Origin of the sequence: Microbacterium sp. USTB-Y (assembly GCF_023703415.1) — a bacterium.
Taxonomy (GTDB): Bacteria; Actinomycetota; Actinomycetes; order Actinomycetales; family Microbacteriaceae; genus Microbacterium.
On sequence record NZ_JAGMTU010000002.1, the window covers coordinates 391,477 to 405,516 of the forward strand.

The following is a 14,040-nucleotide window of genomic DNA, read 5'->3' on the forward strand; positions in this document are numbered from 1 at the left end:
TCACCCTTCGCTGTATAGTCAGTGCATGCTGACTATTGCTTCCCGTCTAGATGTGATGAACCGGCTGGGGAGGGCGATGGCGGACCCGACCCGAGCCAGAATCCTTTTGGAGCTCTTGGACCACCCCGGGTATCCCGCGGAGCTCGCGCGGGACCTCGACCTCACGCGCACCAACGTGTCCAACCACCTGGCGTGCCTGCGTGGCTGTGGTCTGGTCGTCGCGGCGCCGGAGGGGCGCCGCACCCGGTACGAGATCGCCGACCCGCACCTGACGATCGGACTGCGGCACCTCCTCGAGGCCGTGGTTGCCGTCGATGAAGGGGGCAGTTGCGTCGACGAGAACTGCGAGTGCTGCGCATGAGCGAAGAGTGCTGTGGTTCTGATGAGCAACGGCAAACCGTTGGGCGCAAACGTGTCGAGCTGCGACGCTCACAGGCAGGAGGCGACGCCTGCTGCGCGGTGAACTCGGCGACTGACAGCGTCGATCTCGCCTCTAGGTCGTCTGAGGCCGATGCTTGCTGTGGTCCGGACGGGGCCGCGGTTGCTGCGGTGGCCGATGTGGCCCGCCCGTCGTGGTGGCGCGACTCCGCGCTGCTGCCGTCTGCCCTGTCGGGGGCGTTCCTGGCCGTGGGATACGGGCTGGAGTGGGCGGGCTTGCTCATCCCTGCGTTGGTGCTGCAATGGGCGGGTCTGCTCGTCGGCGCCTACACGTTCGCCCCTGGGGCGATACGTCGTCTGATGCGTGGTCGTCTTGGTGTCGGCCTCCTGATGACGATCGCCGCGATCGGTGCAGTCTTGCTCGGCCGCGTCGGTGAGGCCGCAGCCTTGGCATTCCTGTTCTCCCTCGCCGAGGCACTCGAGGACCGGGCGATGGACCGCGCCAAAGAGAGCCTGCGCGCCCTGCTTTCGTTGATTCCCGACACCGCCCGTATCTCCCGGCTGAGCGGAGACCTGACGGTCCCTGCCCAGGATGTCCGAGAGTTGGACATTCTGGTCGTCGGTGCCGGCGAACGCGTACCGACGGACGGTGTTGTCGTCGAGGGGCGCTCCAGCCTGGACGCCTCGGCGATCACCGGTGAGTCGATCCCGGTCGAGGCAGGACCCGGCGACTCGGTCATGGCCGGATCCGTGAATGGGGCGGCGACACTGCGGATCGAAGCGACCGCGGACGGTCGTGACAACTCCTTGACCCAGATCGTGTCCCTGGTGGAGCAGGCGCATGCTCGCAAAGGCAACAGGGCACGTCTAGCCGACAAGATCGCCCGACCTCTTGTCCCGGCCGTTCTGGTCGCGTCAGCACTCGTTGCACTGTTCGGGATCCTGATTGGCGACCCGTGGACGTGGATCGAACGCGCTCTCGTCGTTCTCGTCGCGGCCTCACCCTGTGCATTGGCGATCGCGGTCCCGGTCACGGTGATCAGTGCGATCGGAGCCGCGTCGAAGTTCGGTGTCGTGGTCAAATCCGGGGAGGCCTTCGAACAGCTCGGGACGATCCGCACTGTTGCCTTCGACAAGACCGGCACCCTGACCCGCAACGAGCCCGCTGTCGCCGAGATCTTCCACACTCCCGGTGTCAGCAACGACGAGCTCCTCGCATGGGCGGCGGCCGTCGAAGCGAGCAGCACCCACCCGCTGGCCGCGGCGATCACCAAAGCGTCCTCCTCCCCCGGAATGGCGACGGGGGTGGTCGAAAACGCCGGGCGCGGTGTATCCGGAACTGTGGACGGGCGGCGGATCCGGATCGGAAACGTGCGATGGATCGATCCCGATCCTGCTCGCGACGTCGCGGAGTCGATGTCCGCACGAGGCATGACCGTCGTCGTCGTCGAAGCGGACGGAGTCATCGCCGGATTGATCGGCGTGCGAGACGAACTGCGCCCGGAATCAGCCGAAACGATCCGAATGCTGCAGGAGCTGGGGATCGATGCGGTCATGCTCACCGGTGACAACGCCCGCACCGCCCGGGCGATCGCATCGGAGGCAGGCATCATCGATGTCCGCGCTGAGCAGCTCCCCGCCAACAAGGCCGCGGCCATCGACACTCTTGCCGAGACGCAGCCGACCGCCATGGTGGGCGATGGCATCAACGATGCCCCCGCCCTCGCGGCCGCGACGGTCGGGATTGCAATAGGCGTGAACGGCTCGGCCGCCGCAATCGAGTCAGCCGATGTCGCATTCACCGGACACGATCTCCGCCTCATACCCGACGCACTCGCCCATGCCCGCCGCGGCCGCCGCATCATGACGGCCAACATCGGTCTCGCCCTGGCCGTGATCATCGGACTCTTCCCGCTCGCGCTCCTCGGCATCGTCGGGCTCGCCGGCGTGGTCTTGGTGCACGAGCTTGCAGAGATCGTCATCATCCTCAATGGCCTTCGAGCGGCCCGCCGCCCCAAGCCCGACCGCCGGATGTCACCGCTCGCCGAACTGTCGCCGAGGCTTGCCACGGATAGTGTCGACGTGCAATAGCCGCCCCCGGCTGCGGGTCCGTGATTCGGCCAGCCTCCGAGGGCTCATCGCACAGATGTCGACCCAACGCGATGTGTTGCGGTGCCACGGCGGGAGCGTGGGACATTTCTTTCATCGAGCTGGGAAAGCACCACCTTTGGGCGTGCCGACCGCGAGCCTTCGCGATGCCCGGGACTATGGAATCGTCGGAGGCCGCCACAACACCGAGCACCGTTCCCTCCCGACTTGACACGCCGCTCCAATCGCCCACCGAAAGGGCAAAGTGAACGACCAGACTCCGAAACACCCCCGACGAGAAGCTGAGCCGCGAGGATTCGGCTCCACGACGACGGCACGCGACTCTGTTTGGAAGTTGCACGTCAGCCGACGCGGGGCCCTGGGAATCGGAGCACTGAGCCTCGCGGCCTTCTCCTCGCTCGGCATGGGCATCCCCGCCGCGTTCGCATCGTCGTATCCCAGCTGGGACGACGTACAGCGCGCAATGAACGACGAGGGCGCCAAGGCAACAGAGGTCGCTCGCATCCAAGCGCTCATTAGCGACCTGACGCAGAAGGTCGCCGACACTCAATCCGCCGCCGCCGCAGCCTCGGACCAGTTGTATGCCGCTCAGCAACAGTTCTTCGCCGCGATCACCAAAGCAGATCTCCTACAGGCGCAAGCTGACTCGAGTGCACAAGCCGCAGACCAGGCGGCACGCAAAGCGAATCAGGTCGCCGCGCAGCTGGCCCGCGACGAGGGCAACGACCCCTCCCTCCGCCTTTTCTTCGCCGGTAACGCGGAGAACACCGATGACCTGCTCACCCGTCTGGGCACGATGGACAAGTTCCTCGACTACAGCCGGTCTGTCTACGAAAACGCAGTCTCGACGCGGAATACTGCGCAATCGCTCGCCGACCAGGCAAAGGTCGCGCGAAACGAGAGAGACCGGCTCAAGCAGGCCGCGGAAGAGAAGATGAAGGCCGCGCAGGCAGCAGCCCAAGCAGCCAAAGCGGCCCTGGACGAGCAGGCTTCCAATGTCGAGACCCTGAAGGCACAACTCGCGGCGTTGAAAGACACGACGACCAACACCGTCGCGGGGTACCAAGCCGGCGTTGCCGCCCGAGCGGCGGAAGAGCAGGCACGACGTGAACGCGAAGCGGCCGAAGCCGCAGCGAACGGAGGTGGCGCGGCCGCCGGATCAGGCGGATGGGTCCGACCCCACGGCGGCGCACGCAGCTCGAGCTACGGCCCCCGCACACCCGACTGCGGTCCACAGGGCTGCTCCTCCAGCTACCACTATGGCGCTGACCTCGCGAACGGGTGCGGAGCCCCCATCTATGCCGCCAACTCCGGCACGGTGGACTACGCCGGCCGCAACGGAAACTACGGCAACTACATCCGCATCCAGCACGGCGCAGGCATCAGCACCGGCTACGCGCACATCATGGATGGCGGCATCATCGTCGACAGCGGTCAGCAGGTCGGCTCGGGCCAAATCATCGCCTACGCCGGCGACACCGGACGCTCCTTCGGATGCCACCTGCACTTCGAGGTCTACATCGACGGCGGATACACCAACCCCATCCAATTTATGGAAGACCGCGGAGTCTACGTCTGATCTCAACGCACTCCACGAAGCAGAGCTCGCAGTAGACCTCAGATACGCCCTTGTCGCCGAGCAGCGTCCACCCGCAGAACGGCCGGCTTCGCCGACGACATCTGATGGGCGCCTTCTCGCTCGTTTGACGCACGCAACTTCCGCAGGCCGTGACCTCGGAGTGCGCTCCGTCCTCGTTGATTCTGCGTTTGGGTCCGAGGTTGCTCGTGGTCCGACGTGCCGTGGTCGCCGAGTGCCTACTGGACAGTGTCGAGACGTACACAATGTGCAACCAACTGGAAACGGGCGGGGAACCGTGCTGTGAAACCCGCGCGGTGGATCTCGATGGATCCCGACTCCAGGGGCTGACGCAGGGCATCGAGCACCGCGCCGGGGGCTTCGGCGGCCTCATCGAGGAAGAGCAGTCCGCCATGCGCCCGCGCGATCGCGCCAGGACGTGCGGTGCGCGAGCCCCCGCCGATCATCGCCACCGCGGAGGCGCTGTGGTGCGGGGCCACGAACGGCGGACGCAGCTCCAAGCGGCTCAGCGTCTCGCCGGCGAGCGACCGGATCGACGCGGCCTCCAGCGCGAGTCCCTCGTCCAGATCGGGCAGTATGCCGGCAAGCCGCCGCGCCAGCATGGTCTTGCCGGCCCCGGGTGGGCCGGAGAGCAGAAGGTGGTGCCCCCCGGCCGCCGCCACGACCAGCGCGGCCACGGCATCGTCCTGCCCGATCACGTCGGCGAGCTCGAGAGCGGGCGCACTCGTCTGGGGAGTGGCGGCGGACAGCACCGGCTCCGGCTCCCCCAGCTCCGGGACATCCGCTCCGTGCAGGAGGGCCACCTGCGCGAGGCTGACCGCCGCGTGCACCTCCATCCCGGGCACGAGACGCGCCTCCGCCTCGTTCGCGAACGGGACCACGGTCCGCTCGAACCCGGCCTCGCGCGCGGCGTGCAATGCGGGGAGCACGCCCGGCACCGGGCGCAGCCTGCCGTCGAGCCCCAGCTCGCCCAGATGCACGGTGCGCGCGAGGGACACCGGATCGAGGGCGCCCCCGGTGCCGAGAGCGGCGATGGCGATCGCCACGTCGAACGCCGAGCCGTGCTTGGGCAGACTGGCCGGTGACAGGTTCACCGTGAGCTTGCGGCGCGGCAGGTCGAGTCCGCTGTTCCTGCAGGCGTTGTGCACGCGCCGCGCCGCCTCTCCGAGCGCACGGTCCCCCAGGCCGATCAGGTCGAACCCCGGTGTCTGCTGCGAGAGATCGGCCTCCACGTCGACCATGTGCCCGTTCAGGCCGGTCAGCGCGACCGCCCAGGTGCGCGCGGTCACCGCAGATCCTGCAGGTGCTCGAGCGCCCCGCGGGCCGGATCCGCGCCGACGATGCCGATCGCCTCGAGTCGCAGGACGGCCCCGGGAGCCGTCGCCGGATGCGCGCGCACCCAGAGCTGCGCGAGTCGCCAGAGGCGTCGGCGCTTCGGGCGGTCGATGGCCTCGAACGGGTGCCCGTAGTCGAGCGTCCGCCGTGTCTTCACCTCGACGAAGGCGAGCGCGTCCCGATGGTGCGCGACGATGTCGAGCTCACCCTGCTCGCATCGCCAGTTCCGGTCGAGGATCGCGTATCCGCGCCCGATCAGGTACGCGACGGCGCGGTCTTCGCCCGCGCGTCCGAGTTCGTCCTTGGCTGCCATGATGGACAGCCTGATCGAGCGCGCAGCTCCTCGGCGCCCTGATCCCGCAACCGGTGGGAAAGTCCGCAAGAGGTCGACCTGTGGAGGACATCACCCTCTCGGTCGGCACCGCCGATCGGCGAGCGTCCCGCCCCGCCACCGCGGGCGAGAAGCCGCGGCGGGCGCCTCCTGCGTCACTCGCCGTCGAGCGACAGCTCCTGCGGGAGCTCGAACTCGCGGCGGGACAGCTCCTCGACGTTGACGTCCTTGAAGGTCAGCACCCGCACCGACTTGACGAAGCGATCGGCCCGGTAGATGTCCCACACCCAGACGTCGTTCATCGCGACCTCGAAGTAGAAGTCGTGCTCGGTGTCGCGGCGGACCACGTTGACCTCGTTCGCGAGGTAGAAGCGACGCTCGGTCTCGACCACGTACTGGAACTGCAGGACCACATCGCGGTACTCGCGGTACAGGGCGAGCTCCAGCTCGCGGTCGTAATCGTCGAAGGCGTCGTCATCCATGATCCCTCCATCCTACGAGAGGCCGCCGCATCCCGAACGCGCGGCTCAGAACAGCGTCGGCGCGTCTGCGATGGCCCAGGAGGAGCGGTGGTGGCGGGTGAGCCCGCCACGCCGGATGGCGTCACGGTGCTCGATGCTGGCGTACCCCTTGTTACGCTCCCACTGGTAGTCGGGGAACTCCCCCGCCAGCTGAACCATGAGCGCGTCGCGCGCGACCTTCGCCAGCACCGACGCCGCCGAGACGGACGCGCAGTCCCGGTCGGCCTTGACGATCGAACGCACGGTCAGCGCACCGGGGTGCACCGCCGACACGTAGTCGTGGTTGCCGTCGAGGATCACGAGCCCGGCCGCGGGATCCCAGACGTCTCCGCAGGCGGCGATGATCGCTCGCGACGCGGCGAGGCCGAGGGCGCGCATGATGCCCACATCGTCGATCTCCGCGTTCGACGCCCAGCCCACCGCGCTCGCGGGCGCCCACGCGCCGGCCCGCGCCGCGACCTCGGGGCGCCGCTTCTCCGGGACGAGCTTGGAGTCGCGCAGCCCCTGAGGAACCCGCCGTCGCGCTGCGGCCGCGTCCACGACCGTGGCGCCCACGGCGACCGGGCCGGCCAGGGCGCCGCGTCCGACCTCGTCGAGGGCGATCACGTGCGTGTGCTCGCGCAGCAGCCGCCGCTCGAGCACCAGGCTAGGCTCGGCGACCGCCACGGCGGCGCCCCTGCGGTTTCGGATTCGAGACCCCGTTGAACACGGCGTAGTGCCCGTCGATCAGGCCGAACCTGTCGAAGGGCCAGGTGATCAGGAACGCCCGTCCGACGATGTTGTCCATCGGCACGAAGCCGCCGCCGGGCTGATCCTGGTGATACCGGGAGTCCTCGGAGCGGGTGCGATTGTCGCCGAGCACCCAGATGGCGTTCTTGGGAACCGTGACGTCGAACGGGATGCTGGACGCCCGATCGTCGCCCACCCCCTGCTTCAGATACGAGGACTCGTCGATCGGCGCGCCGTTGACGGTGAGCTGGCCCAGGGAGTTGCAGCACACCACGTGGTCTCCCGGCAGTCCGATCAGGCGTTTGACGAGATGGTCATCCGAATCGGGTGCGGCGATGCCGATGAGCGTCAGGAACCATTCCCCCGCCTCGAGCAGGGGGGATCGGGGCGGGACCTGCGGCGCGGGCGGAAGCCAGCCTCCCGGATCCTTGAACACGACGACGTCGCCGCGGTGGTAGCCGTTCCAATGCGGCGTGATCTCGTCGACCAGGATGCGGTCCTTGACGAGGAGCGTGTTCTCCATCGATCCCGAGGGGATGTAGAAGCTGCGGACCACGAACGTCTTGACGAGGAAGGACACGAGCACGGCGATGAGTAGGATCACCACGATGTCGCGGAGGAAGACGACCCAGCCGCGTCTGCGCGGCGCCGCCGGCTCCCGCACTGCGTCGACGGGTCCGGCCGCGATCTCTTCCGTCATGCGTCATCCTTCACGGCTCGGGCCGTCGGACGACGGCGCCCTCCAGCTTCTCATGCCCGGTCACGAAGAAGCGCCCCGGGACGCGTGTCCCGGGGCGCTTCTTCTCACACGGAGAGGGATCAGCGCGCGTCGCGCTTCTCCTTGATCTTCGCCTTCTTGCCGCGCAGGCTGCGCAGGTAGTAGAGCTTCGCGCGGCGCACGTCACCGCGGGTGACGACCTCGATGTGGTCGATCACCGGGGAGTGCACCGGGAAGGTGCGCTCGACGCCCACCTGGAAGCTGATCTTGCGGACCGTGAAGGTCTCGCGCACGCTGTCGCCCGAGCGGCCGATGACGACGCCCTGGAAGACCTGGATACGGGAGCGGCTGCCCTCGATGATGTTGACGTGCACCTTGACGGTGTCGCCGGGGAAGAACTCGGGGATGTCGGAGCGGAGCGAAGCCGCGTCGACGACGTCGAGGATCTGCATGATCGTCTCTCTCTGCACTCGCCTCAGGTCGCATGCATGTAGGAAGGGATGAAGGTGTGGTGTGTGCCGAACGGAGCGCTGAGCGTCCGCGGGCTCCCCTGAGGCAGAACCGGGTCACGGCACAAGGAACAATTCTGCCATGGATCCGGGTCCGCGCCAAAACCGGACGCGGCGCAGGACCCGACGGCGTCAGCGCTCCGGACGGTCCCCGTCGGACTGCCCCGTCTCGGTGATGACGATGACGTCGCCGTTCCGGCTCGCCCGCTCCCGCACGGGGCCGCTCGGATCCCCGTAGACGGGGGGACGCATCGCGTCGCCGTCGATCACGAAACCCGCCCTTCCGCGCTCCGCCACATCCTTCCAGAGCTGCCAGAGCGTCGACCAGAACAGGCCGAGGAAGGCGACGATCGTGCCGGTGAGGAGCCAGCCGAAGGCGCTCTCGGGGAAGAACCCGAGCGCGATCGTGAGGCCGTGCCACACGGTGAAGCCCAGGACATCGCGCCAGGAGACGGCGCGCTCCGCACGCACGGTCGGGCGAGCGCGCACGAGCAGCCCGAGCGCCACCTCGCCGACGAGCACGGACGGCAGCGCGATGAACAGCACCCAGAGGAACGCCCACCCGCCGGCGTGGAACACGCCCCAGCCGATGAAGAGCCACAGCGGCAGCACGAGGGCGGCCGGGAACAGCCAGGAGAAGAAAGCGCGCCGGATCCACATACCGCGATGGTACGTCGGGGGCGCCGGCCCGGATCCGGGCGTTCGCTGTGAGCGTCGGCCCGCAGAGAGGTAGGAGAGAATGGACAGGACGAGAGGACTGGGAATGATCGAACTGCGCACCCCCGCCGAGATCGAGGAGATGCGGGCGGCCGGACGCTTCGTGGCGGAGACGCTGGCGACGCTGCGCGCCGAGACCAAGGTGGGCACGAACCTGCTCTCGATCGATCGGCGCGCGCACGACATGATCCGCAAGGCCGGTGCCGAGTCCTGCTACATCGACTACCACCCCTCGTTCGGCGCCAGCCCGTTCGGGAAGGTCATCTGCACGTCGGTGAACGACGCGGTGCTGCACGGTCTGCCGCACGACTACACGCTGCGCGACGGCGATCTCGTCTCCCTCGACTTCGCGGTCTCCGTCGACGGCTGGGTCGCCGATTCCGCGGTCTCCTTCGTGGTGGGCACCCCGCGCGACGAGGACCTGCGCCTCATCGACACCACCGAGCGCGCACTGGACGCCGCGATCGCGGCGGCCGTGGTCGGCAACCGCATCGGCGACATCTCGGCCGCGATCGCCGGCGTCGCGCACGGCGAGGGCTACTCGATCAACACCGACTTCGGCGGGCACGGCGTGGGCCGCATCATGCACGGAGACCCGCACGTGCCCAACGACGGCCGCCCCGGACGCGGATTCCCGCTCCGCGCGGGCCTGGTGATGGCCCTGGAGCCGTGGTTCCTCGCCACGACCGATGAGCTCGTGACCGATCCGGACGGCTGGACGCTGCGCAGCGCGGACGGCTCGCGAGGCTCCCATTCCGAGCACACCGTGGCGATCACCGAGGACGGCCCCCTCATCCTCACCGACCGCTCCTTCCTCGGCGTCGACTGACGCCGTTCACACCGCCCGGTACACGTACACGTCCGTGACCTGCGGCAGCTCGAAGGCGTCGCGCCCGGCCGTCTCGGGGTCCTCATCGAGGATGCGCTCGACCCGCGCGACCATGCCCGCGCGCACGTCGTCGTCGGCGGCGAGGAAAGAGCTGACGGTCAGCCAGCGGGCCACGTAGTCGGCACGGGTGATCGTCTCGCGCCAGGAGACCTGCGTGAACCTCGGCGGCGCGAAGCCCGGCAGCAGCTCCTTCGTGACGTCGTCTCCCGAGAGCCCGCCGCTGAGCGCCGGGTGCGCGACCCGCGTGCAGGCGCGATCCCAGCTGCACGACGGATCGGAGTGGTTCCAGACCAGGCCCAGCACGCCATCCGCGGTCAGCACCCGTCGGATCTCGGCACTGGCGGCCTCCCGGTCGAACCAGTGGAACGCCTGCGCGACGGTCACCACCTCGACGCTCCCATCAGGGACCGGGATCCGTTCCGCAGATCCGTCGAGGGCCTCAACCTCCGGCAAGCGGCGCCGGAGCACGTCGAGCATGGCGCGGGACGGCTCGACGGCGATCACCCGTTCCGCGAGTGCGGTCAGCAGAGCCGTGAACTTGCCGGTCCCCGCACCGAGATCGAGGATGGTCCGCACCGGGACGGGGACGATCTCATCCGCGGTCGCCGCGGGGAAGCCGGGCCGCCTCCGGTCGTACTCCTCGCCGATGGTGCGGAACGATTCGGCCAGACGGTGATCCACCATGCCGCCGACGCTACCGCGTACGGCCGGAGAAGCGCCGTCGGCCGGCGCCGGAAGGAAGGCGCGGGGCATGCCGCTCGGCGGTGGCACGCGCTGCCGCCCTGCGGAGCCGAGGTGTGCCATTCTGTGGACATGTCCCGACACGACCTGCGGATGCCGGAGCGCCTGTTCCTGGCACGGCACGGCCAGACGGCGTGGAACCACGAGCATCGGCTGCAGGGACGGCTCGACTCCCCTCTGACCGACGCCGGCATCGGGCATGCGCGCGAGATCGCCCACCGGCTCGAGGGCGCCGGCGTCGGCATCGTCTGCACCAGTCCCCTCGGGCGTGCCCGCCGGACGGCGGAGATCGTCGCGGAGCACCTCGGTGCAGAGATCGTCGTGGTGGACGAACTCGCCGAGGTCGATCACGGCTCCTTCGCGGGCCGCACCTGGGCCGAGCTCGAGGAGGCGTACCCGGGCGTGCGCGCCCTGCGGTCGGAGAATCGGTACGGCTGGGCCTTCCCCGGCGGCGAGAGCTATGCATCGGCCCGGCCGCGGGCTCTGCGCGCGCTCGAGGAGTGCGCGTGGGCGGGCACCGGCACCCCGCTGCTCGTCACGCACGAGATGATCGGCCGGCTTCTGCGCGGGGCGATGCGCGGATACGGCCACGGAGACACGCTCGCGCTCCGGCACCCGCACGGCATCGTCCTCGAGGTCTCCCGGGCATCCGAGCGCGTGCTGTGACCCGAGACCCCTGTCCCGCGTGCCGTCGGCGCTCTAGGATCTGTGCTGTCCGTTCCATCGCGATGAAGGAGAGAGCGTCATGACGTACCCCGAGCAGCCCGGCCAGCCCTCTCCGCAGGGCGGGCAACCTCCGCAGTACCCCGCCGCCCCGGTGCCGCCGGCGGGACCGGGATACGCCCCCGCTCCGGCGCAGGGCGGCTATCCGGCCCAGAACGGCTACCCGACGCCGCAGCCCAGCACCGCTCCGGATCCGTACGCCGGGCAGGTCCCCGCGTATCCCGCCAGCCAGGGCCCCTACGCGGCCCCGGTCCCCGGCAAGGGTCTTGCGATCGCCGGACTCATCCTCGCGTTCCTGCTCCCGCTCGTCGGGTTCATCATCAGCCTCGTCGCCCGCGCCAAGCTCAAGAAGGCGAATGCGCCGACCGGCCTGGCCGTCGCCGGCATCATCATCGGGGCGGTGCTCACGGTGCTCGCGATCATCGGCATGATCATCGGCGGCATCGCGATCGCGAACGTCGTGTCGATGTGCGCGCAGCTCGGCCCGGGAACGTGGCAGGTCGGCGGGGTCACCTACACCTGCGGCTGACGATGGTCGGCGACCACGCCTGGAGGCGGGACGAAGTCAGTCCTCGTCGCCCGGGAGCAGATCGGGCCGACGACGCCGGGTCCGCTCCCACTGCTGCTCGCGTCGCCAGGCGGCGATGGCGCCGTGGTTGCCGCTCAGCAGGATCGGCGGCACCTCCCGGTCACGCCACACCGACGGCTTCGTGTACGAGGGGTACTCGAGGAGGCCGTCCTCGTGCGACTCCTCGACCAGGCTCTCGGGGTTGCCGACCACACCGGGGATGAGCCGGCCGATGGCCTCGATCATCGCCATGACGGCGACCTCTCCCCCGTTCAGCACGTAGTCGCCCAGGCTGATCAGCCGCACCTCGCCGAGGGTCGCGGCTTCTTCGAAGACCCGTTCGTCGATGCCCTCGTAGCGGCCGCAGCCGAAGATGAGGTGCTCCCGATCGGCGAGCTCGCGCGCGGTGGTCTGATGGAAGACCTCGCCGGCCGGCGACGGGAAGATGATGGTGGGCCGGGCATCGGCGGAACCGGCCGACGAAGCCGTACCCCTGGACGCAGCCGTGAGGTCGTCGAGCGCGAGGCCCCAGGGTTCCGGCTTCATGACCATGCCGGCGCCGCCGCCGTAGGGCGTGTCATCGACCGTGCGGTGCCGATCGCCGGTCCAGTCGCGCAGATCGTGGACGTTCAGGTCCAGGATGCCGTTGCCCTGCGCCTTGCCGAGCAGGGAGAGGGTCAGCCCGTCGAAGTACGACGGGAAGATCGAGACGACGTCAATCCGCACCGGGAGCGTCCTGCTCGGCGGCATCGTCTTCGGCGAGCTCTTCGAAGAGCCCGGCCGGAGGGGTCACGACGATCCTGCCCCCGGGGATGTCCACCGTCGGCACGATCGCCGAGACGAACGGCACCATGATCTCGGATCCGGTCCCCGTCGCGGGCCGCACGATGAGCAGGTCCTGTGCGGGGAGGTGGTCGACTCGGATCACACGGCCGACGACGACATCGTCGCGGACGACGTCCAGCCCGGTGAGCTGGTGGTCGTACCAGGCGTCGTCCTCGGGCTCTTCTGCGTCGTCCTGGTCGATCCAGAGGATCGCCTTCACCAGGCCCTCGGCCGCGGTGCGATCGTCGACGCCCTCGAAGAACACGACGGAGCTGCCGTTCATCACGCGGTGCTCACGGACGGTGATGGACTTGCCGTGCCACGGAGATGCCTCGGGCACCTGCAACGTGAACTCGGCTCCGGGCACGAAGCGCCCGGCGGGGTCGTCGGTGTAGAGCTCCAGCTTGAGTGCGCCCTTGAGCCCGTGCGCCTTGACGAGGCGCCCCACGCGCAGCTGGTTGCGTCCGGAGGGGCGATCGGTGACGGCCACGCTCAGTCGTCCGCGACGTCGACGCGAACGCGACGTCCGTCCGCGAGCGCGGTGATCAGCGTCCGGAGGGCCTTGGCGGTGCGGCCGCCGCGCCCGATCACGCGACCCCTGTCGTCGGGGTGCACATGCACCTCGAGGACGTCGCCGCGGGGCGACGAGGTGGCGGTGACGGTCACGTCGTCCGGGTGATCGACGATCCCCGAGACGATGTGCTCGAGCGCGGCAGCCAGCACGACGGATTACTCCGCGTCGGCCGCAGCGTCCGCTGCGTCCTCGGCGGGGGTCTCGACGGGAGCCTCCTCGGCGGGAGTCTCCTTCTTCTCGACCTTGGGCTTGATGACCGACTTCTTGGAGGAGTCGGCCTCGAAGGCGACCTTCTCGCCGGCGACCTTGAGGGTGGACTTCGCGTCCTTGTCACCCTTGAAGATGCCCCAGTCGCCCGTGATCTTGAGGATCGCGGCGACCTGCTCGGTCGGCTGCGCGCCGACGGACAGCCAGTACTGCGCCCGCTCGGAGTCGACCTCGATGAACGAGGGCTCCTCGGTGGGGTGGTACTTGCCGATCTCCTCGATCACACGACCGTCGCGCTTGGTGCGCGAGTCGGCGACGACGATGCGGTAGTAGGGCGCACGGATCTTGCCCAGGCGCTTGAGACGGATCTTGACAGCCACGATTCTCCTGAATGGTGTGGAAGGAAGACGAACTGATCACCGACCGCGTGGGGTGCACATCCGGTGGAAGCTCTGAGGGTGGATCACGGCCGGATAGAGGGTCGAGCGGCGATCCAGCTATCTATTCTGCCAGATCTCGGGCGAACCCGCGAAACCGCCCCGGCCCGTGTCGCTCCGGGCAGGGTCCTT

General features: G+C 69.0%; 18 protein-coding genes. 6 read left to right on the forward strand and 12 right to left on the reverse strand.

Going from position 1 to position 14,040, the window contains the following annotated elements; translation table 11 throughout:
* Positions 1 to 25 precede the first annotated feature (25 nt).
* The 3 genes from J8G10_RS05570 to J8G10_RS05580 all read left to right on the forward strand — a co-directional run bounded on the left by J8G10_RS05570 (position 26) and on the right by J8G10_RS05580 (position 4,066).
* Positions 26 to 361: a helix-turn-helix transcriptional regulator gene (locus tag J8G10_RS05570; protein ID WP_251440571.1), complete on the forward strand. Its 336-nt coding sequence runs from the start codon at positions 26 to 28 to the stop codon at positions 359 to 361.
* A complete protein-coding gene (locus tag J8G10_RS05575) occupies positions 358 to 2,469 on the forward strand; it encodes a cation-translocating P-type ATPase (protein ID WP_251442365.1) in 2,112 nt (703 codons plus the stop codon). Before J8G10_RS05570 ends, J8G10_RS05575 begins: the two co-directional genes overlap by 4 nt.
* 421 nt (positions 2,470 to 2,890) lie before the next feature.
* Positions 2,891 to 4,066, forward strand: coding sequence for a M23 family metallopeptidase (locus J8G10_RS05580; RefSeq protein ID WP_251440574.1), 1,176 nt, complete (start codon positions 2,891 to 2,893; stop codon positions 4,064 to 4,066).
* Between the two features lie 236 nt (positions 4,067 to 4,302).
* Here the strand turns inward: J8G10_RS05580 and J8G10_RS05585 are convergent, their stop codons facing one another.
* From J8G10_RS05585 to J8G10_RS05615, 7 genes are all read right to left on the reverse strand, one after another.
* Entirely contained in the window at positions 4,303 to 5,373 is a 1,071-nt protein-coding gene (locus J8G10_RS05585; protein ID WP_292888466.1) for a YifB family Mg chelatase-like AAA ATPase, read from the reverse strand.
* Positions 5,370 to 5,732 (reverse strand): YraN family protein, encoded by a 363-nt coding sequence (locus J8G10_RS05590; RefSeq protein WP_251440577.1) that lies wholly within the window; start codon positions 5,730 to 5,732, stop codon positions 5,370 to 5,372. The genes J8G10_RS05585 and J8G10_RS05590 overlap by 4 nt, the downstream gene beginning before the upstream one ends.
* 173 nt (positions 5,733 to 5,905) lie before the next feature.
* Positions 5,906 to 6,232 carry a DUF2469 family protein gene (locus J8G10_RS05595; protein WP_045252131.1) on the reverse strand — a complete coding sequence of 109 codons (327 nt, stop codon included), beginning with the start codon at positions 6,230 to 6,232 and terminating at the stop codon, positions 5,906 to 5,908.
* A gap of 45 nt (positions 6,233 to 6,277) precedes the next feature.
* Positions 6,278 to 6,937: a ribonuclease HII gene (locus J8G10_RS05600; RefSeq protein WP_251440579.1), complete on the reverse strand. Its 660-nt coding sequence runs from the start codon at positions 6,935 to 6,937 to the stop codon at positions 6,278 to 6,280.
* Entirely contained in the window at positions 6,918 to 7,700 is a 783-nt protein-coding gene (gene lepB, locus J8G10_RS05605) for a signal peptidase I (RefSeq protein WP_251440582.1), read from the reverse strand. Before lepB ends, J8G10_RS05600 begins: the two co-directional genes overlap by 20 nt.
* 119 nt (positions 7,701 to 7,819) lie before the next feature.
* Positions 7,820 to 8,170 carry a 50S ribosomal protein L19 gene (gene rplS / locus J8G10_RS05610; RefSeq protein ID WP_251440594.1) on the reverse strand — a complete coding sequence of 117 codons (351 nt, stop codon included), beginning with the start codon at positions 8,168 to 8,170 and terminating at the stop codon, positions 7,820 to 7,822.
* A 189-nt stretch (positions 8,171 to 8,359) separates the two neighbouring features.
* Positions 8,360 to 8,887, reverse strand: a complete 528-nt coding sequence (locus J8G10_RS05615) for an MFS transporter permease (protein ID WP_251440608.1) — start codon at positions 8,885 to 8,887, stop codon at positions 8,360 to 8,362.
* A gap of 103 nt (positions 8,888 to 8,990) precedes the next feature.
* Here J8G10_RS05615 and map point away from each other — a divergent pair, with 103 nt between their 5' ends.
* Positions 8,991 to 9,773 carry a type I methionyl aminopeptidase gene (map, locus tag J8G10_RS05620; protein WP_251440624.1) on the forward strand — a complete coding sequence of 261 codons (783 nt, stop codon included), beginning with the start codon at positions 8,991 to 8,993 and terminating at the stop codon, positions 9,771 to 9,773.
* 6 nt (positions 9,774 to 9,779) lie between these two features.
* On the opposite strand, the gene J8G10_RS05625 is transcribed toward map, so the two are convergent.
* Entirely contained in the window at positions 9,780 to 10,517 is a 738-nt protein-coding gene (locus tag J8G10_RS05625; protein ID WP_251440629.1) for a class I SAM-dependent methyltransferase, read from the reverse strand.
* Positions 10,518 to 10,646: 129 nt separating this feature from the next.
* Here J8G10_RS05625 and J8G10_RS05630 point away from each other — a divergent pair, with 129 nt between their 5' ends.
* Entirely contained in the window at positions 10,647 to 11,240 is a 594-nt protein-coding gene (locus J8G10_RS05630; RefSeq protein WP_251440630.1) for a histidine phosphatase family protein, read from the forward strand.
* 79 nt (positions 11,241 to 11,319) lie between these two features.
* The gene (locus tag J8G10_RS05635; RefSeq protein ID WP_251440638.1) at positions 11,320 to 11,826 is read left to right on the forward strand and encodes a DUF4190 domain-containing protein; all 507 of its coding nucleotides are present in this window, start codon (positions 11,320 to 11,322) and stop codon (positions 11,824 to 11,826) included.
* Positions 11,827 to 11,862: 36 nt separating this feature from the next.
* Here the strand turns inward: J8G10_RS05635 and trmD are convergent, their stop codons facing one another.
* Genes trmD through rpsP form a run of 4 tightly spaced genes read right to left on the reverse strand, consistent with a single transcriptional unit; the run spans position 11,863 to position 13,851 of the window.
* Positions 11,863 to 12,591 carry a tRNA (guanosine(37)-N1)-methyltransferase TrmD gene (gene trmD / locus J8G10_RS05640; protein ID WP_251440640.1) on the reverse strand — a complete coding sequence of 243 codons (729 nt, stop codon included), beginning with the start codon at positions 12,589 to 12,591 and terminating at the stop codon, positions 11,863 to 11,865.
* Positions 12,581 to 13,180 (reverse strand): ribosome maturation factor RimM, encoded by a 600-nt coding sequence (gene rimM / locus J8G10_RS05645; protein WP_251440655.1) that lies wholly within the window; start codon positions 13,178 to 13,180, stop codon positions 12,581 to 12,583. The genes trmD and rimM overlap by 11 nt, the downstream gene beginning before the upstream one ends.
* A gap of 2 nt (positions 13,181 to 13,182) precedes the next feature.
* Complete coding sequence (locus tag J8G10_RS05650) at positions 13,183 to 13,413, reverse strand: RNA-binding protein (RefSeq protein ID WP_251440658.1); 231 nt, start codon at positions 13,411 to 13,413, stop codon at positions 13,183 to 13,185.
* A gap of 6 nt (positions 13,414 to 13,419) precedes the next feature.
* Positions 13,420 to 13,851: a 30S ribosomal protein S16 gene (gene rpsP, locus J8G10_RS05655; RefSeq protein ID WP_233309342.1), complete on the reverse strand. Its 432-nt coding sequence runs from the start codon at positions 13,849 to 13,851 to the stop codon at positions 13,420 to 13,422.
* Between the last annotated feature and the right edge of the window lie 189 nt (positions 13,852 to 14,040).

Coding starts and splice junctions, on each gene's coding strand:
- J8G10_RS05570 (WP_251440571.1), top strand. CDS start 26: ATGCTGACTATTGCTTCCCGTCTAGATGTGATGAACCGGCTGGGGAGG.
- J8G10_RS05575 (WP_251442365.1), top strand. CDS start 358: ATGAGCGAAGAGTGCTGTGGTTCTGATGAGCAACGGCAAACCGTTGGG.
- J8G10_RS05580 (WP_251440574.1), top strand. CDS start 2,891: ATGGGCATCCCCGCCGCGTTCGCATCGTCGTATCCCAGCTGGGACGAC.
- J8G10_RS05590 (WP_251440577.1), bottom strand. CDS start 5,732: ATGGCAGCCAAGGACGAACTCGGACGCGCGGGCGAAGACCGCGCCGTC.
- J8G10_RS05595 (WP_045252131.1), bottom strand. CDS start 6,232: ATGGATGACGACGCCTTCGACGATTACGACCGCGAGCTGGAGCTCGCC.
- lepB (WP_251440582.1), bottom strand. CDS start 7,700: ATGACGGAAGAGATCGCGGCCGGACCCGTCGACGCAGTGCGGGAGCCG.
- rplS (WP_251440594.1), bottom strand. CDS start 8,170: ATGCAGATCCTCGACGTCGTCGACGCGGCTTCGCTCCGCTCCGACATC.
- J8G10_RS05615 (WP_251440608.1), bottom strand. CDS start 8,887: ATGTGGATCCGGCGCGCTTTCTTCTCCTGGCTGTTCCCGGCCGCCCTC.
- map (WP_251440624.1), top strand. CDS start 8,991: ATGATCGAACTGCGCACCCCCGCCGAGATCGAGGAGATGCGGGCGGCC.
- J8G10_RS05625 (WP_251440629.1), bottom strand. CDS start 10,517: ATGGTGGATCACCGTCTGGCCGAATCGTTCCGCACCATCGGCGAGGAG.
- J8G10_RS05630 (WP_251440630.1), top strand. CDS start 10,647: ATGTCCCGACACGACCTGCGGATGCCGGAGCGCCTGTTCCTGGCACGG.
- J8G10_RS05635 (WP_251440638.1), top strand. CDS start 11,320: ATGACGTACCCCGAGCAGCCCGGCCAGCCCTCTCCGCAGGGCGGGCAA.